Source organism: Phenylobacterium sp., from assembly GCF_031412415.1.
GTDB lineage: Bacteria > Pseudomonadota > Alphaproteobacteria > Caulobacterales > Caulobacteraceae > Phenylobacterium.
Genome location: NZ_JANOCX010000199.1, coordinates 11,994 through 33,652, shown reverse-complemented (window position 1 = coordinate 33,652; position 21,659 = coordinate 11,994). Strand labels below are relative to the sequence as shown.

The 21,659-nt window shown below is 67.6% G+C and carries 20 protein-coding genes and 1 pseudogene; 8 read left to right on the top strand and 13 right to left on the bottom strand.

Features of this window, described 5'->3' with window-relative positions:
• On the top strand, positions 1–1,662 hold a 1,662-nt coding region (locus tag RMO04_RS09670; protein ID WP_309644571.1), incomplete at its 5' end, for a DNA gyrase subunit A.
• Here RMO04_RS09670 and RMO04_RS09665 read toward each other — a convergent pair.
• From RMO04_RS09665 to RMO04_RS09655, 3 genes are all read right to left on the bottom strand, one after another.
• On the bottom strand, positions 1,649–2,908 hold the full coding sequence (locus RMO04_RS09665; RefSeq protein ID WP_309644570.1) for an MFS transporter: 1,260 nt from the start codon (positions 2,906–2,908) through the stop codon (positions 1,649–1,651). The genes RMO04_RS09670 and RMO04_RS09665 overlap by 14 nt on opposite strands.
• Positions 2,898–3,410: a hypothetical protein gene (locus RMO04_RS09660; protein ID WP_309644569.1), complete on the bottom strand. Its 513-nt coding sequence runs from the start codon at positions 3,408–3,410 to the stop codon at positions 2,898–2,900. Before RMO04_RS09660 ends, RMO04_RS09665 begins: the two co-directional genes overlap by 11 nt.
• A gap of 139 nt (positions 3,411–3,549) precedes the next feature.
• Positions 3,550–3,906: a response regulator gene (locus RMO04_RS09655; RefSeq protein ID WP_309644568.1), complete on the bottom strand. Its 357-nt coding sequence runs from the start codon at positions 3,904–3,906 to the stop codon at positions 3,550–3,552.
• A gap of 258 nt (positions 3,907–4,164) precedes the next feature.
• Between RMO04_RS09655 and RMO04_RS09650 the strand changes: the two genes are divergently transcribed.
• Together RMO04_RS09650 and aspS are read left to right on the top strand one after the other, a co-directional pair.
• Positions 4,165–5,490: a serine hydrolase domain-containing protein gene (locus tag RMO04_RS09650; protein WP_309644567.1), complete on the top strand. Its 1,326-nt coding sequence runs from the start codon at positions 4,165–4,167 to the stop codon at positions 5,488–5,490.
• Positions 5,491–5,860: 370 nt separating this feature from the next.
• Entirely contained in the window at positions 5,861–7,639 is a 1,779-nt protein-coding gene (aspS, locus tag RMO04_RS09645) for an aspartate--tRNA ligase (RefSeq protein WP_309644566.1), read from the top strand.
• A 7-nt stretch (positions 7,640–7,646) separates the two neighbouring features.
• Here the strand turns inward: aspS and RMO04_RS09640 are convergent, their stop codons facing one another.
• The 3 genes from RMO04_RS09640 to RMO04_RS09630 all read right to left on the bottom strand — a co-directional run bounded on the left by RMO04_RS09640 (position 7,647) and on the right by RMO04_RS09630 (position 11,718).
• A complete protein-coding gene (locus tag RMO04_RS09640; RefSeq protein WP_309644565.1) occupies positions 7,647–8,573 on the bottom strand; it encodes a pentapeptide repeat-containing protein in 927 nt (308 codons plus the stop codon).
• A 76-nt stretch (positions 8,574–8,649) separates the two neighbouring features.
• Positions 8,650–9,138: a pentapeptide repeat-containing protein gene (locus tag RMO04_RS09635; RefSeq protein ID WP_309644564.1), complete on the bottom strand. Its 489-nt coding sequence runs from the start codon at positions 9,136–9,138 to the stop codon at positions 8,650–8,652.
• Positions 9,139–9,210: 72 nt separating this feature from the next.
• Complete coding sequence (locus RMO04_RS09630; protein WP_309644563.1) at positions 9,211–11,718, bottom strand: ribonucleotide reductase; 2,508 nt, start codon at positions 11,716–11,718, stop codon at positions 9,211–9,213.
• A gap of 171 nt (positions 11,719–11,889) precedes the next feature.
• Between RMO04_RS09630 and RMO04_RS09625 the strand changes: the two genes are divergently transcribed.
• A complete protein-coding gene (locus tag RMO04_RS09625) occupies positions 11,890–12,285 on the top strand; it encodes an NADH:ubiquinone oxidoreductase subunit NDUFA12 (protein ID WP_309644562.1) in 396 nt (131 codons plus the stop codon).
• 2 nt (positions 12,286–12,287) lie between these two features.
• A complete protein-coding gene (locus RMO04_RS09620) occupies positions 12,288–12,917 on the top strand; it encodes a DUF2155 domain-containing protein (protein ID WP_309644561.1) in 630 nt (209 codons plus the stop codon).
• Here RMO04_RS09620 and aat read toward each other — a convergent pair.
• From aat to RMO04_RS09600, 4 genes are read right to left on the bottom strand one after another with little or no spacing between them, the layout of a single operon-like run.
• A complete protein-coding gene (gene aat / locus RMO04_RS09615; protein WP_309644560.1) occupies positions 12,857–13,507 on the bottom strand; it encodes a leucyl/phenylalanyl-tRNA--protein transferase in 651 nt (216 codons plus the stop codon). The two genes, RMO04_RS09620 and aat, sit on opposite strands and share 61 nt — an antisense overlap.
• Before the next feature lie 28 nt (positions 13,508–13,535).
• Complete coding sequence (gene accC, locus RMO04_RS09610) at positions 13,536–14,885, bottom strand: acetyl-CoA carboxylase biotin carboxylase subunit (RefSeq protein WP_309644559.1); 1,350 nt, start codon at positions 14,883–14,885, stop codon at positions 13,536–13,538.
• Positions 14,886–14,889: 4 nt separating this feature from the next.
• Positions 14,890–15,381, bottom strand: a complete 492-nt coding sequence (gene accB, locus RMO04_RS09605) for an acetyl-CoA carboxylase biotin carboxyl carrier protein (protein ID WP_309644558.1) — start codon at positions 15,379–15,381, stop codon at positions 14,890–14,892.
• Between the two features lie 27 nt (positions 15,382–15,408).
• Positions 15,409–15,846: a type II 3-dehydroquinate dehydratase gene (locus RMO04_RS09600; protein WP_309644557.1), complete on the bottom strand. Its 438-nt coding sequence runs from the start codon at positions 15,844–15,846 to the stop codon at positions 15,409–15,411.
• 87 nt (positions 15,847–15,933) lie between these two features.
• Between RMO04_RS09600 and thiS the strand changes: the two genes are divergently transcribed.
• From thiS to RMO04_RS09585, 3 genes and pseudogenes are all read left to right on the top strand, one after another.
• Positions 15,934–16,134, top strand: coding sequence for a sulfur carrier protein ThiS (thiS, locus tag RMO04_RS09595; RefSeq protein WP_309644556.1), 201 nt, complete (start codon positions 15,934–15,936; stop codon positions 16,132–16,134).
• Position 16,135: 1 nt separating this feature from the next.
• A pseudogene (locus RMO04_RS09590) lies at positions 16,136–16,935 on the top strand (thiazole synthase).
• A complete protein-coding gene (locus RMO04_RS09585; protein ID WP_309644555.1) occupies positions 16,935–17,735 on the top strand; it encodes an SDR family oxidoreductase in 801 nt (266 codons plus the stop codon). Before RMO04_RS09590 ends, RMO04_RS09585 begins: the two are co-directional and overlap by 1 nt.
• Here the strand turns inward: RMO04_RS09585 and RMO04_RS09580 are convergent.
• From RMO04_RS09580 to RMO04_RS09570, 3 genes are all read right to left on the bottom strand, one after another.
• Positions 17,732–19,279 (bottom strand): FAD-dependent oxidoreductase, encoded by a 1,548-nt coding sequence (locus tag RMO04_RS09580; RefSeq protein WP_309644554.1) that lies wholly within the window; start codon positions 19,277–19,279, stop codon positions 17,732–17,734. The genes RMO04_RS09585 and RMO04_RS09580 overlap by 4 nt on opposite strands.
• Positions 19,280–19,399: 120 nt before the next feature.
• The gene (locus tag RMO04_RS09575; RefSeq protein ID WP_309644553.1) at positions 19,400–20,143 is read right to left on the bottom strand and encodes a DsbA family protein; all 744 of its coding nucleotides are present in this window, start codon (positions 20,141–20,143) and stop codon (positions 19,400–19,402) included.
• 41 nt (positions 20,144–20,184) lie between these two features.
• Positions 20,185–21,591 carry a M48 family metalloprotease gene (locus tag RMO04_RS09570; protein ID WP_309644552.1) on the bottom strand — a complete coding sequence of 469 codons (1,407 nt, stop codon included), beginning with the start codon at positions 21,589–21,591 and terminating at the stop codon, positions 20,185–20,187.
• Positions 21,592–21,659 lie beyond the last annotated feature (68 nt).

Sequence of the window (21,659 nt, the reverse complement as noted above, 5' to 3'; positions counted from 1 at the left end):
GAGTTGATCGACGCCTGCCTGGTCCTGCTGGACAATCCCGAGGCCTCGACCGAAGCCCTGGTGGAGCACGTCCAGGGCCCCGATTTTCCCACCGGCGGCGTGATCGTCGAGCCCCGGGCCTCGATCATCGAGACCTACGCCACCGGCCGCGGCGGCGTGCGGGTTCGGGCGTTCTGGGAAAAGGAAGAGACCGGCCGCGGGACCTATCAGATCGTCATCACCCAGATCCCGTATCAGGTGAAGAAGGCCGACCTGGTCGGGCAACTGGCCGAGCTGATCGAGAACAAGAAGGCGCCGCTGCTGGGCGATGTGCGCGACGAAAGCGCCGAGGACGTGCGACTGGTCCTGGAGCCCAAGAGCCGCAACGTCGAGCCCGAAGTGCTGATGGAGAGCCTGTTCAAGCTCTCGGCCCTGGAGACCCGCTTCCCCGTCAACATGAACGTGCTGGACGCGCGCGGTTCGCCGGGCGTCATGGGCCTGCGCCAGGCGTTGCAGGCCTTCCTCGACCACCGCCGCGAGGTGGTGGTGCGCCGAGCGCGGCACCGGTTGGCCAAGATCGAGGCCCGGCTGCACATTCTCGACGGCCTGGTCATCGCCTATCTCAACCTGGACGAGGTGATCCGCATCGTCCGCTACGAGGACGACCCCAAGGCCAAGCTGATCGAGGCTTTCACGCTTTCGGAGCTGCAGGCCGACGCCATCCTCAACACCCGCCTGCGCCAATTGGCCAAGCTGGAGGAGATGGAGCTTCGCCGCGAGCACGCCGAACTGGCCGAGGAGCGGGACGGACTGCTGGTCATGCTGGGCTCGGACAAGGCGCAGTGGAAGCTGGTTGGCGTGGGCCTGAAGGCTGTCCGCAAGGTGCTGGGCCCCGACACCGAGCTCGGCCGCCGCCGCTCGATCTTCGCCGAAGCGCCCATGGTCGACGCCGACGCCGCCATCGAGGCCATGATCGTGCGCGAGCCGATCACGGTGATCCTGTCCGACCGTGGGTGGATTCGCGCCGCCAAGGGCAAGGTCGAGGACCCCTCCGAGCTGAAGTACAAGGAAGGCGACAAGCACGGCTTCGTGGTGCCCGCCGAGACCACTGACAAGCTGCTGATCTTCGCCTCCGACGGCCGGTTCTTCACGATCCCCTGTGACAAGCTGCCGTCGGCCCGGGGCCATGGCGAGCCCCTGCGGCTGATGCTGGACCTGGACGACAAGACCGCCATCGTCGACGTCTTCCCTCATCGACCGGGGACCAAGCGGGTCATCGCCTCGAAGGAAGGCTATGGCTTCATCCTGCCCGAGGAAGAGGCGATCTCTTTCCGCCGGGCCGGAAAGCAGGTGCTGAACGCCGGCGCCAAGGGCGCGGCCTTCGCCATGCCGACCACCGGCGACCACCTGGGGGTCATCGGCGACAACGGCACGATCCTGATCTTCCCCCTGGCCGAACTGCCGGAGATGCCGCGCGGCAAGGGCGTCAAGCTGCAGGCCTATCGCGAGGGCGGCTTGCGCGACGCCATCGTGTTCAACGCTGACGACGGCGCGACCTGGATCGACACAGCAGGCCGCACCCGGGTCTGGGGCGAGTGGCGCGATTGGCTGGCCAAGCGCGCCGCCGCCGGCAAGCTGGCGCCCAAGGGCTTCCCGACCAGCAAGCGGTTCAAGCCGAAGTAAAGCCATCTCCATGGCGGGCCTGCCGGGCCGGGGAGGCCGCGAGATAGCCGGTCGCCAGGACGAATCCTGCCACGGCGATCCATAGGGTCGGCCGATAGCCGATGGAGTCGGCGAGCACACCGCCCAGCGGCGCGCCGACGACGATCATCGCGCGATTGATGGATCGCATCGTGGTGTTCATCCGCCCCTGCAGGGCATCGGGCGTCACCGCCTGGCGATAGCCCATCTCATTGGCGTTCTGCGCGCCCATCCCGAGACCGTAGAGGGCTTGGCCCAGCGCCAGGAGCGCGATCACGCCGCCATGCGTGCCGGCCAGCGGCGCGCAGGCGATCACCGCCCAGGCGACGGGCATGAGCGCACGACAGGCGATGATGGCCCAGCCGGCGCCCCAGAGGGTTCCAATGCGGGTGGAGACCATGGCGCCCAGCAACCCCGTGACGCCGGCGGAGGCCATGACCATGCCGAGTTCGAAAGGGGTCAGGTTCAGTTCCAGAAGCACGAAGGGCACGAAAACCGTGACCAGCATGCTGTTGAACAGGAACCAGCCATGGGTGGAGATCGCCAGGGGCGCCAGCATCCGATGTCGGTAGACCCAGGCCAGTCCCTCGCGGATTTCACGCCCTAGGTTTCTGGGCTGAGCCTCGTCGCTGGGCGGAGGCTCCGACACCTTGATCCTGGAGACCGCCAGGGCTGAAAACAGGTAGGTCGCGGCGTCGACCAAGACGGCCACCGGGGCGCTAAGCGCGGTGACCAGGGCGCCGGCCAGCACCGGACCCGAGGTCTGGGCCACCGCGCCACCCTGATCGAGCCTCGCATTGGCGGCGAGAAGCGAGGCCTTCGGAACCAGGCGCGGGAGGAAGGACTGCGAAGCCGCGTCGTTCAGCAGCGTCAGCACGCCGAACAGCGCCATGAAGACCATCAGCACTGGCAAGCTCAGCCACCCCACGGCCCAGAGGGCGGGGATGGCGCCGAGCAGCAGCGCGCGGCCGAGGTCGGTCGTCACCATGACAGGCTTTCGGCGCCGCCGATCCACAAGCGCGCCAAGGATCAAGCCAAACAGCAGGTAGGGCAGCCAGCGCGACGCATTCACCAGTCCGACATCGGTCGCCGTGCCGCTAAGGGTGATCACCACGAGCACTTGCAAGGCGAGGGTGGTGACGTAGGTCCCGAACTCCGAAACCGTCTCGGCCGTCCAGAAGGTCAGGTAGCCGGGAAGGCCAAAGACATCACGTCGACTAGCCTCCACGTAACTCTCCGCCGGATCTGAGCTGCAAGTCTGTCAGGAAGGCGGCAATCTCGCCATCGCTGTGCAGGCGAACGACGGGAACGTCGCCGCCATGCTTTGCGCGCGCCGCCTCGATGCGGGGGCGATTGACCCGGTCGAACGCCCAGATGAACCGCAGCACCTTCAGGAGGTCGCGCGGCCGATGGGCTTCACCGGCCCGCAGAACGCGCGCGGCGGCCCGCCAGGCGCAGGCCAGGCGAGGGCGATCCAGCCACAGCACCAGATCGGCGCGCGGCAGGCGGATGTCGAAGGTCGCCAGGGCGAAATTCCCGTCGCTGATCCAGGCGTCAGCGGCGTGGGCCTGGGTCATTACTTCGCGAAAGCGCGCGAGATCGTCGGTTCCCCAATGCGGCCGCCAAATGTCGTCCAGGCAAATCACTGGCGCGGCCGCCTGCTCGCCAAGCCGTCGGGCCAGCGTGGTCTTGCCGCTGCCGGCGCAGCCGAGGATGATGATTCGGGGCAAGGCGCGACCACACTGAGGAACACAACCGTCTCATTGTATCACCCTGTCTCAACGCTAGTGGCCCGCCGCCATGGCGATCGCGGCGGCGAAGCCGAACCCGGCGACACCGAGCAGCAGCGCAAGTCGGAAGAGGTGGAGATCAAGCCGCTTCAAGACGTATCGCTCGGTTCAGCGCCGCCACGATCTGCAGTGGGTCGCAGGGCTTGGTCAGGAAGGTGGAATCCTTGACCCCCTCGGAGAGGTGGCGCGCCGCCGCGGTTCCGGAGATGTAGACGACCGGAAGGTGCGGATAGGCCTTGCGCGCATGGCGAGCGACATCGAAGCCGTCGCCGCCGCTTCCAAGATCGATGTCGGTCACCAGCGCCGACAGATGTTCGTGTTTGGAGATCGCTTCGAACGCGGCGGACGCGCAATAGGTCGCGGTGACCGAGAAACCATGAGCCCTGAGAACGTCACAGGAATCCATGTTGCAAATGAAATTGTCCTCGACGAACAAGATCCGATGATTCTGCATAGGGGTTGACCCTTCAGGTCACACAACCCTTGAGATAGAAATTGTTTCCCTCTCTTTGCAAATATTTTGGAATACTGAACACATCCGCGACGTGTCTCAACTTATATTTGACCACGATTTGTCGCGCTCGGGTCGACTCTCGGCCGGCTCGCGTAGGTTTTCGAAGAATAGGTGCGGCGCGCCTTGCCGCCCCCAGCTCAACGCGTAAGCTTGCCGCAACAAGAAAACCGGGGGAACACCATGACGCGCCGCGTCCATCTGCTCGCGACCGCCTTCGCGCTCGCCACGCTCAGCCTGACATCCGCGCCGGGCGCTCATGCCCAGACCCGCGCCTCAGCCCTCGCGCCGGCAGCCAGCCCCGAGTCGGTCGGCTTTGACTCCCAGCGCCTGAAGAAGCTGGACGCCGCCATGGCCCAGGCCGTGGCCAGCGGTCGCGTGGTGGGGATGCAGACCCTGCTGGCGCGACACGGCAAGGTCGTGGCCACCAATACCTACGGCAAGATGAGCAAGGCCACCGGCCAGCCGATGCAGAAGGACGCCATCTTCCGCATCTATTCCATGAGCAAGCCGATCACCGGCGTCGCCATGATGATCCTGTTCGAGGAAGGCAAGTGGCGCCTGGACGATCCGGTCACCAAGTTCCTGCCGGAAATGAAGGACCTCAAGGTCTGGAAAGGCCTGGACGCCCAGGGCAAGCCGACACTGGAACCGGTCAAGCGACCGCCCACCATGCGCGAGCTGATGAGCCACACGGCGGGTTACGGCTACGGCCTCTCCGACCGTCACCCGGTCGACAAGATGTTCCAGGAGCAGCGGGTCCTTGGCTCCAACAGCCTGGCGGAGATGTCGACCAAGGTCGCGGGCATCCCCTTGATGTTCCCGCCGGGCGAGCGGTGGTCCTATAGCGTCGCCGTCGACCTGCAGGGCGCCATCGTCGAGAAGCTGTCGGGCCAGACCCTTGGCCAGTTCATGGAAAGCCGCATCTTCAAGCCGCTGAAGATGACGGACACCGCCTTCATGGTGCCCGCCGACAAGGTGTCGCGCCTGGCCGCCGTCTATGGCGAGGACCCCAAGACCAAGCAGGTGGTCGAGGCGACCACCGACAATCCCCAGGTTCAAGACTTCACCAAGCCTCCGGTCATGGAGTCGGGGGGGGGCGGTCTGGTCGGCACCACCGCCGACTACGCACGGTTCGCGCAGATGATCGCCAACGGCGGCGAGCTGGACGGCGTGAGGATCCTGTCGCCGGCCGCGGTGGAGATGATGGGGACCAACCAAATCCCTGCCGCCGCCCTCGTGACCTCGAACGGCTCGGCCGCCTCGTTCTTCAACGAGTCGGTCGGGTTCGGCCTCGACTTCCTTGTGGTCAACGACCCGCGCAAGGCCGGGAGCCTGGAAGGCAAGGGGACCATGAGCTGGGGCGGAGCGGCCGGGACCTGGTTCTGGGTCGATCCCACCAACGATGTGATCTTCGTCGGGATGATCCAGCAATACAGCGGCACGGGCGACCTGGGCGGCCTGTCGCGGACCCTCGTCTACCAGGCCCTGGTCGACCCGGCGAAGTAGCGTGATGATCGAGAGCCGGATCGCGGCGACTTTGCAGCCTACTGCGCGACGGCGAGCGCCTTGTCTGGACCGGCCGGCCAAAGCAGGGACTGCCGTTGACGGGCATGAACGCCTACCGGATCCCGGGAGCGCGGCACGTTGGCGTTCGGCCAGCCTGTCGGACTGATGTCGGTGTTTCGAAGCGGGACCAGCGGGTGCTCGATCCGGATGCCGTCGCCAGGCGACCAGGTCCGTTTCCTGCAGGTGGAGGGCGTGATGGAGGCCTTCAGCTCACGGGTTCCAAGCACGGCTGACGGCGCGCGCGCCTTGACTTTCGAGGCCCCACATGCGCCCTTCCGCGCCTCGATTTTCAGAGCCTCAGCGACCTCAAATGCACGCCTATCGCAGCCATACCGCAGGCGCCCTGCGCGCCGCCGACACGGGTCAGACCGTCCGCCTGTCGGGCTGGATCCATCGTAAGCGCGACCACGGCGGTCTGGTCTTCATCGACCTGCGCGACCACTACGGCCTGACCCAGCTGGTCATCAGCCCGGAAACCCCCGGCTTCGACGTCATCGAACGCCTGCGCGCCGAGAGCGTGATCAAGATCGACGGCGACGTGGTCGCGCGCTCGGCCGAGACCGTGAACGCCAACCTGCCCACCGGCGAGGTCGAGGTGCGCGTGCGTTCCGTCGAGGTGCTGTCGGAAGCCGCCGAGCTGCCGCTGCCGGTGTTCGGAGAGCCTGACTATCCCGAAGAGATCCGGCTCAAGCACCGCTATCTCGATCTGCGCCGCGAGACCCTGCACAGGAACATCGTCCTGCGCTCGAAGGTCATCCACTCGATCCGCAACAGGATGATCGGTCAGGGCTTCCTGGAGTATCAGACCCCGATCCTGACGGCCTCGTCGCCGGAGGGCGCGCGCGATTTCCTGGTGCCCTCGCGCCTGCACCCCAGCAAGTTCTATGCGCTGCCCCAGGCGCCCCAGCAGTTCAAGCAACTGCTGATGGTCTCGGGCTTCGACCGCTATTTCCAGATCGCGCCCTGCTTCCGCGACGAGGACCTGCGCGCCGACCGCTCGCTCGAGTTCTACCAGCTCGACGTCGAGATGAGCTTCGTCACCCAGGAAGACGTCTTCGCGGCCATCGAGCCGGTGATGCACGGTGTGTTCGAGGAGTTCGCCGATGGGAAGCCGGTGACGCCCTATCCGTTCCCGCGAATTCCTTACCGCGAGAGCATCCAGAAGTATGGCACCGACAAGCCCGACACCCGCAACCCGCTGATCATGCAGGATGTGTCGGACCACTTCCGCGGCGGCGGGTTCGGCTTGTTCGCGCGCATCCTGGAAGACGCCAAGAACGCCGTCTGGGCGATCCCGGCTCCAAAGGGCGGCAGTCGCGCCTTTTGTGACCGCATGAACTCCTGGGCGCAGGGCGAGGGCCAGCCCGGCCTCGGCTACATCTTCTGGAGCGAAGACCAGGGCGGCTGGGGCGGCCCGATCGCCAAGAACCTCGGTCCCGAGGCCACCGGCGCGGTCATGGGTCAGTTGGGCCTGGGGCAGGGCGACGCGGCCTTTTTCGCCGCCGGCGACCCGAAGGTGTTCGCCAAGTTCGCCGGCTCGGCCCGGACCAAGGTCGGAACCGACCTGAAGCTGGTCGACGAGAACCGCTTCGAGTTCGTCTGGATCGTCGACTTCCCGATGTTCGAGTGGAACGAGGACGAGAAGCGCGTCGACTTCTCGCACAACCCGTTCTCCATGCCGCAGGGCGAGATGGAGGCCCTGCTGACCCAGGACCCGCTGTCGATCCTGGCCTATCAGTACGACATCGTCTGCAACGGCTACGAACTGTGCTCCGGCGCGATCCGGAACCACCGCCCCGAGCTGATGCTGAAGGCCTTCGAGGTCGCGGGCTATGGCTCCAACGTGGTCGAGGAGCAGTTCGGCGGCATGCTGAACGCGTTCCGCCACGGCGCGCCGCCGCACGGGGGCCTCGCGCCCGGCATCGACCGTATCGTCATGCTGCTGGCGGGCCAGACGGCTATCCGCGAGGTCATTGCTTTCCCGCTGAACCAGCAGGGCCAGGACCTGCTGATGAACGCGCCTTCGGAGGTCGAGGAGCGTCAGCTGAAGGATCTGCACATCCGGCTGGCGCCGCCGATCAAGGTCTGACGGCGCTCTAGTCGTTCGAAACGATGTAGCGCGGGGCCGGAGGTGGCGCCGGCGGAGAAGGCGGCGCGGCCGGAACGGCGGGAACGGCCTTCACCGCGTGCGAGGGCGGGCGGTGAACCACGAAACGCACCTTGCGGCTGCAGGTGCGGGCGATCAGGCCCGCCGGCAGTCGGGTGGAGCCGTCGGCGCAGGCCTCGTCGATCTGCTCCTGGTCCAGGCCCTGGGTGCGCGAGAAGTCGACCCCGGCGATATTGGCGTGCCGCAGGCTGGCGTCACGGAAGTCCGCCCCGGCGAAGGTCGCGCCGGCCAGGTTCGCGCCGTCCAGATCGGAATCGCGGAACGAGGCCTGCTCGAAGCGGCCGCCGGACATGCTGGCGCCGGAAAGCTCCGCATCGCGGAAGCTGGCGCCGCGGGCGTCGGCCTTGGTGAAATTCGCGCCGTTCATCGAAGAGGCCTGGAAACGGCCGGAAGCGATGTTGGCCTTGGCGAAGTTGGCGCCCGGGGCCTCGGAGTCGCGCATGTCCACGCGGGTGAGGGTGGCCGAGGCGAAGTTGACGCCCTTGGCGTTCACCGAGCGCAGGCGGGCGTCGGTCATGGTCGCGGCGGCGAAGTTGGCGCCCACCATCTCGGAGTCGGAGAGATCGGCGCGCGAGAGGTCCGCCCCGGCGAAATTCGCGCCGAAGAAGCGCGCGTCACGCAGGTCCGAGCCGACGAGGGCGGAGCCCGAGAAGTTCGCGCCCATGAACTGCGCGCCGTTCAGCTTGCGGCCCGAGAGCTCGCAGCGGGCGCAGGCGCCGCCGAAAGACACCATCCGGGCCACGTCCTTGTCGGCGACGGCGGCGAGGGCCAGGCCGGGCGCGAGGCTGGTGGTGGCGGCGAACAGGGCCAGCAAAGCGGCGAGGCGGGGCGTCAGGGGTCGAGTATTGCGATCCATGGCCAGATGATGTGCCTGCGCCAGCCCCGATACGCTACTTAATTCGCGGTAATTCTCAGCGACTTAGACTGTAGCTTTAGCATTGCGGGATGCGCAGCCCAGGTGGCAAGCCGGTCGAGGGATCGCCGCACGCCCGGTTCAGTTGCGCCTGAGACAAACCCTTTGCCCCGTTCAGGCTGGCGCCGGAGAAATTCGTGCCCTCCAGGCGCGCGCCGGCGAAATTCGATCCCACCAGATAGGCGCCGACGAAGCTGGCGTGGGTCAGGTCGGCGGCTGAAAAGTTACCGCCTGATAGCACCGCGCCGTAGGCCTCGACGTCGCGCAGATCGGCGCCGGCGAAGTTTGTGCGGTTCATCACGGCCAGCGACATGTCCGACTGGCGCAGGCGCGCGCCGGCGAAATTGCGGCTGTGGACCTCGAGTCCGGTGAAGTCGGCCTGGAAGAGGTTGCACTTGGGGCAGCTCGCGCCACGCTGGGCCTGGGAGATCTGGCCCTTGTTCTGTGCCGCGGCCGGGACAGCCGCCGTCAGCAGGGCCAGCCCCAAGATCACTACCGGCGGTTTCATGGCGGTCTCCGACCCGATGAACGCCATCTCATACAGGCCAAGCTTTAAGACCTGATTGATCCTGAACGGCGCCTAGCCGGTCATGTCGCCGCCGTGATTGTCCGCCCGGGCCCCGCAGGTCTCGCAGATCAGGCTCGCGCCCTTGCGCACCACGGCCACGTCGCCGCACGCGGCGCAGACGTCGGCCTCGTGGGCGTTCGGCCCCTGACCGCGCTCCTTGGCCGAGGGCAGGAAGACCAGGTTGTCGGGCGCCGCGCCTCGCGCGAAGCCCCGCGAGATGAAATGGCTGGCCGGTTGGGGTTCGCCGGCCTGATCGTCGGTGTCGTCGAGCTTGCCGCGGCCCAGGCCGTCGGCGTTCAGCTCGCCCGGATCGGCGTTGGCGAGGTCGTCGCGCGCCAGGTAAGACACGCCGAGCTCGCGGAAGATGTAGTCCAGGATCGACGTCGCCGAGCGCACCGAGTCATTGCCGGTGACCGGCCCAGCCGGCTCGAAGCGGGTGAAGACGAAGGCGTCGACGAACTCGTCCAGCGGCACCCCGTACTGCAGCCCGATGGAGATGCCGATGGCGAAATTGTTCATCAGCGATCGGAAGGCCGCGCCCTCCTTGTGCATGTCGATGAAGATCTCGCCCAGCTCGCCGTCATCGTATTCGCCGGTGTGGAGATAGACCTTGTGGCCGCCGACGGCCGCTTTCTGGATATAGCCTTTGCGGCGGTCGGGCAGCTTGCGGCGGGTGCGGTCGCGTTCGACGATGCGCTCGACGATCCGCTCTTGAGCCGGGCGCTCCTGAGCTTCGGCGTCGCGATGCGCGCGGGGGGGCGGTTCCGATACCTTCGGCAGGTCCAGCGACAGATCGGCGGGAGGCGGCGCGCGGCGCACGCGAATGGCGGCCACGCCGGCTCGGGCGGCGGCGCCCATCAAGGCGCGGGCGTCGGCGGGCGCGGTGTCCCACTCCAGCTCCAGATCGGGCATGGCGGGGGCCGCCAACACGGGCTGGATCGCCGCGAGCAGGGCGAAGTAGGGCGCGGGTCCTAGGTCGTCGGCGGTCTGGAACACCGCCCGCTGGCCGGGCGTCAGGAACTCGGCCTCCGCCAGCGCGCCGGAGCCGAGGGCGTGCTCTTCGGCCGCTAGGATGTCGGCGTCGGTGAAACCTGCCAGTTTCAAGACGTCGAAGGCGGGATCTGCGAGGTCGGCGTCGGTGGCCCCCAGGACGTCGCACAGGAAGCCGGCGTCGATGGCGGCGAAGGCGTCGGGTAGCCGCGTGGCGAAGGGCAGGGCGGCCTCGGTCGCGGCGATCTCGTGGTCGGTGAAACCCTTGGCGTGCAAGGCCGCGTGGTTGACCCCGGGCGCGTCGGAAAGGTCCAGGCGGCCCAGGAGGCGGGCGCGGGCCTGGGCGACGTCGGCCCCCAGCACGGTCAGACCCTGCAGGCTCGCCTCGGAGAGCACGCGGGTGATCGCCCCGTCCTCGGTCTCGGCCACGGTCACAGGACCCAGCCAGGGGGCCGCGGACGCCCCGGCGCCGCCTAGGCGGAGCGCGATTTCCGGATCGTCGAACACGCCCAGCCCGCCGTTCAACTTCACGCCCGACGAAATCAGGGCCGAGTTCGCGCGGCGATAGAGGTCCAGGACCGCGCCGCGACCGTTCGGCGAATCATAGGCGACGCCTTGGGCCACCAGCCAGTCGGCGACGCCCGCCAGGCCCAGGATCGCGGGCCGATCGTCGGATGCGGCGGCCAGGGCGACGCCCAGCAGCGCCACGGCGGCCTCGAAGCCCGCCCGGTCGAAGTCCTGGCCGGCACCGAAGGCCAGGACATTGAGCGCGCCGCGCACCCCGCCCCAGCCGCGCGCCACGGCCTGGCCGGCCTCGGCCGAGAAGGCGGCCGCCACCGCCCCGGTCTCCCAGGCGGCCACGGCGATGCGCGCGTCGGGCTCCTCGCCTGCCACGCACACGAGCTCCAGCCCGTCGACGTCGCTGAAGGTCGGCTCGATCGAGGACCAGTCGTGTTCGCCGGCCTTGGCCAGGGCGATGGCGTCCAGGATCATGGCGTCGCCGGCGCCGGCCGCGCGGGCGGCCTCGGCGGCGCGGGCCAGGCTGGCGTTGGCGCGGACGTCGGCGCAGGCGGCGGGATCGCCCTCGCAGCGCAGGACGCTGTCCATGACCGCCTGCAGGCGTGCGGCCAACTCGCGGGCCGCGACGCGAGCCATGGCGCGGCCGCGATGCTCCGCCCTAAGGGTGACCAACGCCCCGGCGAACTCACCGTCGGCGGGCTGGACCAGCGGCATGCGTTGGCCGAGCCTGGGCGCCGAGATGGCGATCTGGCCCGACAGCATCGCCGCCCCCAGGTCGCGGCGGAATCCGCCGCGGGCGCGCGCGGAGTCGAACAGGCCCGCCACGTCGCCGCGCTGGACCAGATCCTCGGCGTACCGGAAGAGGGCGGCGGGAAGGTCGGAGGTTTCGTCCAGCCAGTCGAGCCAGGCCTCGACCCTAGCGTCGGTCCAGGACGCCGGCGCCAGCACCTCGGCGACGCTGGCGGCGCGCTCCAGAAGCCGTCGCTCGATCCTCGCCGTCTCGCTACGCATGCATGGTTCTCCCGAGCCCCGAGTCTAGGGAGAGCCGCCTTGGCGGGCAATAGATGTTGCGGTCGCAGCCCAGGCCATCCCCAACATATTGCGACGTTCGGGTCGCTGGACGCTGGGCGGGCGCGGACCTATAGTCCGGCCGCTTCGTAGCTGTTTCCGGAACGCTCAAACGTGCTCAAAGATATCTTCACCTGGTGGAACGGCGCGACCATCGGCATCCGCTTCACCGTGGGCCGGCGCGGGGTCTTCATCGGCCAGGATGAGAACGGCAACAAGTACTACGAGGCCAAGGACACCAAGGACTCGTACGACGGTCGCAAGCGTCGCTGGGTCATCTTCGACGGCTACGCCGAGGCGTCGAAGGTCTCGCCCGACTGGCACGGTTGGCTGCACCACACCTTCGAGGAGCCGCCGACCCTCGAGCCGCTCCAGCGCCAGGCCTGGGAGCGAGACCACATCCCCAACCTGACCGGCACCGTCCACGCCTGGCGGCCCAAGGGCTCCATCGCCCGGGGCGGCGAGCGCCAGAAGGCGACCGGCGACTATGAGGCCTGGCGGCCGGAATAGTCATGACGCGGCGTTCGATCCTGGCTGGCCTGGCCGTTCTCGGCGCCGTCGCGGCGGCGGGCATGGTCGTGGCCCAGCCCACGCCGCCCGCACCCTTGCAACCTCCGCCCCTCGCCGTGCCGCCCCCGCCCATCGCGACCGCGCCCGCGGAGGAAGCTCCGCCCGCCGAGGTGAGCGCGCCCGCGCCGGTGGCCACGCCGCCGATCGAGGCCGCCGAGGTGGCCCCCGCCGCGCCGCCCAAGGCGCAGGTGGCGGTGAAACCCGCCGAGGCGGCGATCAAGCGCGCCCGCTACGACGTCGCGGTGATCCAGGCCCTCGACAAGGTGACCGCCGAGTCCATGCGCTTCGAGGCCGCGGTCGGCAAACCCGTGCGCTACAAGAACCTCGTGTTCACCGTGAAGGCCTGCGAACGCTCCGCCGAGGACGAAGGCGTCGAGGACTCGATGGTCCATCTGACCGTGGAATCCCAGCCGCGCCCGGCGCCGGGCAAGCCGGTGCCGGCCCCCAGGCAAGCCTTCCGGGGCTGGATGTATGCGGCCTCGCCAAGCCTGAACCCGCTGGAGCATCCGGTCTACGACGCCTGGCTGATCACCTGCAGGGCGACGGTTCCCGCGCCCACGGCGCTGCGCTGAAACTCAGCCTCGCGTCCTAGGGCGCGACCCAGCCGGCGGCGGTACTCGGCGCGCGAAATCTCCTCCGTCCCGAACTGAAGGAGATGCTCGGTCATGAACTGCGCATCCAGCAGGACGAAGCCGTCGGAGATCAGCCGGGCCACGAGATGGACCAGGGCGACCTTCGAGGCGTCGGTCGCCCGCGAGAACATGCTCTCCCCAAAGAAGGCGCCGGCCAGCGACACGCCATAGAGGCCGCCGACCAGCCGTCCGTCCTTCCAGCACTCCACCGAGTGTGCGTGGCCCATCTCGAACAGTTCCGCGTAGAGCCGCTCGATCGTGCCATTGATCCAGGTCTCTGACCGCTCCGCCGTGGCGGCGGCGCAGAGATCGACGACCTGTCGAAACGCGGTGTCCACGCGGATCTCGAAGGGTTCGGCGCGCACCGTTCGCGCCAGCCGGCGGGATACGTGGAAGCCAGTCAGGGGTATCACCCCGCGCTTCTCGGGGTCGATCAGGAAGACCCGCTCATCCTCGCGGGCGTCGGCCATGGGGAAGACCCCGCGGGCGTAGCAGTCCAGCAGTTCCTGGGCGCCGAACCTGCCGCTCATGGCCGGTTCATCGCCGCAAACGGGCGGCCTACGCCTCTTCCTGAGCCTTCATCCATCGTTCCAGCCAGTGGATGTCATATTTCCCCGCCAGGATATCAGGCTGCTGCAGCAGGTCGAGGAACAGGGGGATGGACGTCTCGATCCCGCCCACCACCATCTCCCCCAGGCAGCGGTTGAGGCGTGCGATGCATTCCTCGCGATCGCGGCCGTGGACGATGAGCTTGCCGATCAGGCTGTCGTAGTAGGGCGGGACCGTATATCCGGCGTAGAGCGCGCTATCGAGCCGCACGCCCAGGCCGCCCGGGGCATGGAAATCGGTGACCAGGCCCGGCGAGGGGATGAAGGTCTTCGGGTTCTCGGCGTTGATCCGACACTCGATGGCGTGGCCTTCGAAGACCACGTCCTCCTGACGGAAGGACAGCGGCATGCCCGCGGCGATGCGGATCTGTTCCCGGACCAGATCGATGCCGGTGATGGCCTCGGTGACCGGATGCTCCACCTGCAGACGGGTGTTCATCTCGATGAAGAAGAACTCGCCGTTCTCGTACAGGAACTCGATGGTGCCGACGCCGAGATAGCCGATGGCCTTGACCGCATCGACGACCACCTTGCCGATCTTGGCGCGGGCGGCGGCGTCGATGACCGGGGAGGGGGCTTCTTCCAGGACCTTCTGGTGGCGGCGCTGCAGCGAGCAGTCGCGTTCGCCCAGGTGGCAGACATTGCCGAAACTGTCGGCGATGACCTGGAGCTCGATGTGGCGCGGGGTCTGTAGGTAGCGTTCCATGTAGACCGCGTCGTCGCCGAAGGCGGCGCGGGCCTCGGCGCGGGCGGTGGAAACCGCCTCGTAGAGTTCGTCCTGGTTCTGGGCGACCTTCATGCCGCGCCCGCCGCCGCCGGCGGCGGCCTTGATCAAGACCGGGAAGCCGATCTCCTTGGCCGCCGCGAAGGCCTCCTCCTCGGTGGTCACCGCGCCGTCGGAGCCGGGGACCACGGGGATCCCTGCGTCCTTCACCGCCTGCTTGGCGGTGATCTTGTCACCCATCATCTTGATGTGCTCGGCCTTCGGGCCGATGAAGGTGAAGCCGTGGGCGGTGACGATCTCGGCGAACCGGGCGTTTTCCGAAAGGAATCCGTAGCCTGGATGGATCGCTTGAGCCCCGGTGATCTCGGCGGCGGCGATGATCGAGGGGATGTTCAGGTAGCTCTTGGCCGCCGGGGCCGGGCCGATGCACACGCTCTCGTCGGCCAGCCGCACCCACATGGCGCCGGCGTCGGCCTCGGAGTGGACCGCCACGGTGGAGATGCCCATCTCCTTGCAAGCCCGATGGACCCGCAGGGCGATCTCGCCACGGTTGGCGATGAGGATTTTCTCGAACATCGTCCTACTCGACGACGACGAGCGGCTCGCCGAACTCGACCGGCTGCCCATCCTCGACCAAAATCTCCACCACCCGGCCGGCCTTGGTCGCCGGAATGGGGTTCATGGTCTTCATGGCCTCGACGATCATCAGGGTCTGGCCGACGGCGACGGTGTCTCCGACCTTGATGAAGGCCGGCGCGTCCGGCTGGGGTTGCAGGTAGATGGTGCCGACCATCGGGGAGTTGATGGTGTCGGCCTTGCTGCGCGCTTCCGCCGCAGGGGCCGGAGCCGCCTCGGAAGGCGCCGCGGAGGCGGTCGGGGCCGGTTGGGACGTCGGGACGGGGGCCGCGGCGTAGTGCATGGGCGCCGCAGATAGCGTCTTGGCGACGCGAATCTTCAGTCCGTCACGCTCGACTTCGATTTCCGACAGGCCGGTATCGGTGAGGATGTCGGCCAGTTTGCGCACCAGACGCGCGTCGATCGGATCGGCAGGAGCCTTGGGACTGCTAGCCATATGATATTCCTTAGCTTGGTTTGAGACCTAGCGGGCGAGGCCCGAGGCGGCCTCGACGGCCAGTTCATAGCTCGCCGCGCCGAAGCCGGAGACGACTCCGGTCGCGGCCAGCGACACATAGGTTTCGCGACGGAACGCCTCGCGCGCCGCCGGGTTGGAGAGATGGCACTCGATCACAGGAATATCGAGCGTTTTCAAAGCGTCCAGCAGGGCGACCGAGGTGTGCCCATAACCGGCCGGATTGATCACCAAGGCGCAGGCCTCCGTCCGGGCTTCCTGGACCCAGTCGATCAGCTCGCCCTCATGGTTGGATTGCCGGAACACGATCACGCGATCCAGGGCGCCCGCACGTCGTTCGCAACGGATGCGGACGTCGTCCAGGGTCTCTTTTCCGTAAATCTCCGGCTCTCGGACCCCCAGGAGGTTGAGGTTCGGTCCGCTAAGCACATAGATCGGTTTCGACATTCGGCTCCGCCGTCGATTCCGCCGTCTTGTAACGGTCGGCGGCGGGGGTCACAAGCATTCGGCGGTGTGAGGCTTCACGAGGTCGTCATGACTTTGACCATCAACGGAGAGGAAAGGGCGTTTTCGGGCCTTTCCAGTCTGGCCGCCCTGGTGGCTCAACTCGGCCTCGACGCGCGCAAGGTTGCCGTGGAGAGGAACCTGGAAATCGTGCCGCGTTCGGCCTATGCCGCCACCGCGCTCGCCGACGGCGACCGTATCGAGATCGTGCATTTCATCGGAGGCGGCTGACATGGACGGGTCGGTTCACACTCAAGACGTCGGGGAAGACCCCTGGACCGTCGCCGGCCGGACGTTCACGTCGCGGCTCATCGTCGGCACGGGCAAGTACAAGGACTACGCCCAGAACGCCGCGGCGGCCGAGGCGGCGGGCGCCGAGATCGTCACCGTGGCCCTGCGTCGGGTGAACCTCAGCGATCCCAGCCAGCCCATGCTGGTCGATTACGTGAAGCCCGATCGCTTCACCTTCTTGCCCAACACCGCCGGTTGTTTCACAGGCGAGGAGGCGGTGCGCACCCTGCGCCTGGCCCGCGAGGCCGGAGGCTGGGACTTGGTGAAGCTGGAGGTGCTTTCGGATCCCAACCTGCTCTATCCCGACATGGAAGAGACCCTGCGCGCGCTGAAGATGCTGATCAGCGAGGGGTTCCAGGTGATGTCTACTGCACCGACGATCCGGTCTTCGCGCGCAAGCTGGAGGACGCCGGCGCCGCGGCGATCATGCCCCTGGCCGCCCCGATCGGCTCGGGCCTGGGGATACTCAACGCGGTGAACCTGCGGATCATCATCGAGCAGACGAAGGTCCCTGTGCTGGTGGACGCCGGCCTGGGCACGGCCTCGGACGCAGCCCTGGCCATGGAGTTGGGCTGCGACGCAGTGCTGATGAACACTGCCATCTCCAACGCCCAAGACCCGATCCGCATGGCGCGCGCGATGAAGCACGCGGTGATCGCAGGCCGTGAAGCCTTTTTGGCCGGCCGCATGCCCAAGAAGGTGTTCGGCGAGGCCTCCTCGCCTAGCGGAGGGTTGATCTGATGCGCCGGGCCAATGGTCGCAAATCGATCTTCATCACCGGCGCAGCCTCGGGCATGGGGCGGGAGACCGCCAAGCTGTTCGCCGACAAGGGCTGGTTCGTCGGCGGATACGACGTCAATGAGGCGGGTCTGAAGGCGCTTGAGGTCGAGATCGGGGCGGGCAACTGCGTCGTGCGCCGTCTGGACGTCACCGATCGCCAGGATTACCGGGCCGCGCTGGCGGCGTTCGGCGAGGCGACCGATGGTCAGCTCGACCTGCTGTTCAACAACGCCGGCATCGGCCGGGGCGGCCCCTTCGCCGATCAGCCGTTCGAAGACGTTATCGCCGTCGTCCAGGTCAACCTGATGGGGGTGCTGATCGGCATCCACGAAGGGATCGGCCTGCTGAAGGCCACGCCCAATTCACTCTGCTTCACCACCTCGTCCTCGTCAGCCACCTTCGGCATGGCCGGGATCGCGGTCTATTCGGCCACCAAGCACGCTGTGAAGGGGCTGTCGGAGGCGTTGTCAGTTGAGTTCAAGGCCTATGGGGTGCGGGTCGCCGACGTCCTGCCGGGTTTGATCGACACACCCATCCTGCCGCCCGAGGCCATCGCCAACGCGCCCAAGGAGGGCCTGTTCCGCGCCATCGCGCCCGTCGAGGTCGCCAAGGTGGTGTGGGAGGCCTATCACGCCGACACGTTGCACTGGTACGTGCCGCCCGAGCTGGTCGAGATGGACAAGATGGCTACGGCGGCTCCGGAGGCCATGCGTGACCAGATGGCCGCGGGCGGCCTCTTCAATCGGCCGCAGGGCGACTAGGGAAGCTGGGCGGCGCGTTGGCGCAGCGCCGCTCGGGCCTTTGACCCCGTGACGGCGATCTTCAGCATGTCGGCCTCCGGCTCGAGGCCGACGGTGCGCATTAGGGTCTCGCGGTCGGGGCCGGGTTTCGGCGGGTAGGCCGCGTTCTTCTGCTGGCGGGGCTGGGCCCAATAGCCGAACACCTTGAGCAGGTTCTCCGGCTTCTTCAGCCAGGCGGAGGGGTGCTCCAGCATGTGGAAGCCGCGCAGGGCCTGGCGCAGGATCTGGGTGTCGGAACGGACGGCGATATTGACCCCGTCCTCCATGAAGCTCTTCAGCACCTTGCTGCGCAGGCTGGGCCGGAATCCGGGCGTCAGGGTCTGCTGGGCGCGTTTGATCGCCGAGCGGTCCTGGTCGCGCATGCTGGTGTAGTAGGGCCGCAGTTCCCGGGTGACGCGCTCGTGGAAGTCGACCATGCGCACGACAGGGTCGTCGGTCTCGACCAGGACGTCGCGTAGGAGGTAGGCCTGCACCGCGGCGAAGGAGCAGCCCCGGCCGTACAGCGGATTGGTGCGGATCAGGCTGTCGCCCAGCGCGAAATAGCCGATTACCGCCGGCGTCCCGTCCTTGACCAGGTCGCGCCAGCGGCTGTGCAGTTCGCCCATGCCGAACACCCGGCTGACCCCCTCGGCCGTGGCGGGGTCGATCCACGGAACCAGGCCGGGCATCTGGCGGCAGACGGCGTCGAACACCTCCGGCGCGACAATGGCCTTGCGAAGCTCCATCTCGATCTCGGGCACGCAGATGGTGATCGAGAAGCGGCCATTGTCGCCGGGAAAGATGCCGAACTTCAGGAAGCCCAGATCGCCGGTGCCGGGAGCCTTGCCGCGCGGCGGCTCCTGCGCGCCGGGCGCCAAGCGGTAGTGGCGCGTGAAGTAGAGAATCCCGGCGCTCTCGGTCTCCTCGGCGATGGGGGCGCCGGCCTCGACGAGCTGCTCGATGCCCGATGATGTCCGCCCGCCGGCGTCGATCACCAGATCCCCAATCACGTCGCGCGGCCCCGCCGCGTCGGCGACGGAGACACCCACCACGCGCAAGCCTTGAGGGTCGGACTGCACCAGCAGCTTGCGTACGAAGGTTTCCGAGGCCACGCGCACGTTGGGCCAGCGTTCCACATAGCGGCGCATGACCAGTTCCAAGGTGGTGCGGCGGCTGGTCAGCACCACCAGGTCGCGGTCCACCGCTTCCGGCTGATAGTCGACCTTGTGCAGGTCGGTGAGCATCTGCTCGAAGCCCAGCTCGCGGCAACCCGCGCTCAGCAGCTCGGCCAGCAGCCGCGGGTGCTCGTCGCGGATCAGGGTGCGCAGCCGGGCCAGGAAGGCGTGGCTGTGGCGCAGATGGCCGACGCCGCGCCGGTTCCAGTCATCGAAGGCGGCGTCGGGATCGCCCTTTGGCGGCGGCGGGTCGCGTTCAAGGATCACGATATCCCGACCGGTCGGCGCCAGCGCGAGCGCCGCGCATAGCCCGGCGATCCCAGATCCGATCACCAGCACCCGTTCGTGCATGCCACTTCCAGGCCGCCGTCTCGACGGACTAGCTCCCAAGCGTAGAATCGAGCCTAGCCGTGGAGCGCCGTCCCGCAAAGCCTGACGTCGCGGAGCGCGCCTGCCTTAGCGTCGCACGGCCTAGCCGGCCGCGTCGACCTGGACCTGGTTGATGGTCTTGAGTTGGCCGGTCTTGGCCTCGGCGATGGCGGCGCGTAGGGCGGCCATGTCGGCGCCCGAGATCACCCGCTCGCCCACGACGAAGGCCGGGGTGCCGTCTATGCCCAAGGCGCCGGCCAGGTCTCGCGTATCCTGCAGGTGCTTCATCACCGCGGGGCCGCGGCCGGCGGCCTTGGCCGCATCAGGGTCGACGCCGGCGGCGCGCAGATGACGATAGATGCTGGCCTCGCTCAGCGCCCGCTCGGCCATGAAGGCTTCGAACAGGTCCAGCGACTTCGGTTTGGCGACGGGTGACAGGATCACCTGCGCCGCCATGGCCGATTCGGCGCTCAGGATCGGGAACTCCTTGAACACGAACCGCACATCGGGGTTTTCCCGGATGAGCTTCAGAATCTCGGGCGCGCTGGTTTTACAGAACCCGCAGCGGTAGTCGTAGAACTCGACCACCGTGATCTTGCCGTTGGGATTGGCGACGAAGTCGCGCGGGTCGCGCTCCAGGGCGTCGCGGTGCTTGACCAGGCCGACCTTTGCGATGTTCGCGGCGTCGGCTTCCTTCTTCTCTTGCAGCTTCTGGACGGCCTCCTCGATCACCTCGGGGTGGGCCAGCAGATAGGTGCGCACCTTTTGGCCAAAGGCGGCGTCCTCGGCCTTCTGGCAGGCGGTGAGCGACAGAAGGGCGGCGAGCGCCAAGGCAGGGCGAAGCATCGGGATCATTCCGGGCAAATAGGCGATGGAAGAGCGCAACGCTAGCGCGTCGAGGTTCGGCTGATCGAGCCTTCCTTGGCCAGGTCCTTCAAGTCGTCCTTGCTGGGCTTGGAGGTGAGCACGATGTCGGTGGCGCGCCGCCACTCCGGAGTATCCTTGGAGAGCTTCTCGCGGGCCCGCATGGCGAACACTCGCGCCTGCTGGGCGTCGCCGACGGCGAAGTAGTATTCGCCGGTCGCCAGTCGCGCCAAACCCTCCTTGCCCTGCTTGTCGTAGGCCTGGGCCAGCAGCCGCCAGGCCACGGCGTTGTCGTCTTCCTGGGTCAGCGCCTTGCGCAGCTCGGCGGCGCCTTCCTCGACCTTGGCCGGCGAATCCAGGGCGATCAGGGTCTGGCCCAGATTGACCCGCAACAGCGGGGCCTCGGGTTTCAGGGCCACGGACTTGCGTTGCGGCGCCTCGGCCTCCGCCGCTCGTCCGAACTCGAAGAGCACCTGGCCCTTCAACTCCCAAAGGTAGGGGTTGTTCGGTTGCTCGATGAGCAGGGCGTCGATCAGCTTCAGCGACTGATCGGGCTGCTTCATCTGATAATAGGCGATCGCTCGCGCGTACCGAGCCGCGTAGGACTTGTCCTTCTCGGAATACTTCACGATGGCCGTGGTTGGGTTGATGAACCCATCCAGCTTGGCCTTCATGATGTTGTGTTCCTCGATCGCCTCGGGCGTGTCGACCTTGTTGTAGCTGGGGTTCTGCTCGACCCGATGGCGCAGGGACTCGATCCGCGAGGACGACAGGGGGTGAGAGCGGAAATAGGCGAACCGCCGGGCTTCCTGGAAGACCTCCTGGTAGCGGAACTTGTCGAAGAAGTCGGCCAGGCCCTTGCCGGAGATTCCCGCCCGCTCAAGCATGGCCGCGCCGGCCTGGTCGGTGCGGCTCTCCTGCTCGCGGCTGTAGCCCATGGCGCCTAGGGTACCGAAATAGCTGGCGCTCCCGACGAGACCCGCGGCCGCTTCACCGGAACCGGCCAGGGCCGCCAGCACGCCCAGACCCATGGTCAGGAGAAACGGCTTCAGGCCCGCAGCGCTCATGTCGCCCGACCGCGCCGAGTGGCCGCCCGCCAGGTGTCCCACCTCGTGGGCGATGACGCCTTGCAGCTGGTTGGGGTTGTCGGACTCCAGGATCAGGCCGGTATAGACCGCCATGGTGCTGGGCGCGGCGAAGGCGTTCATCTCCTTCGAGCCGATCAGCAGAATCTCGATGGCGCTGGAATTGACCCCGGCGGCCTTGAAGAGGGGCTCGGAGTCCCTGCGGAGAATCTCCTCGATCTCCGTGTCGCGGATCAGGGCTATGCCCTCGTCCTGCGCTCGGGCCGGCGCGGCGGGCAGGGCGATGCTGAACGCCACCGCCGCCACGAGGGCCAAACGCGACAGAGGACGGGCAGGGGAGACCATGCCGAACAACTCCTAGCGCCCCCGCCAAATCAAGATGCGAAGCCTAGCGCGCTTTCGGGCCGAGTGGA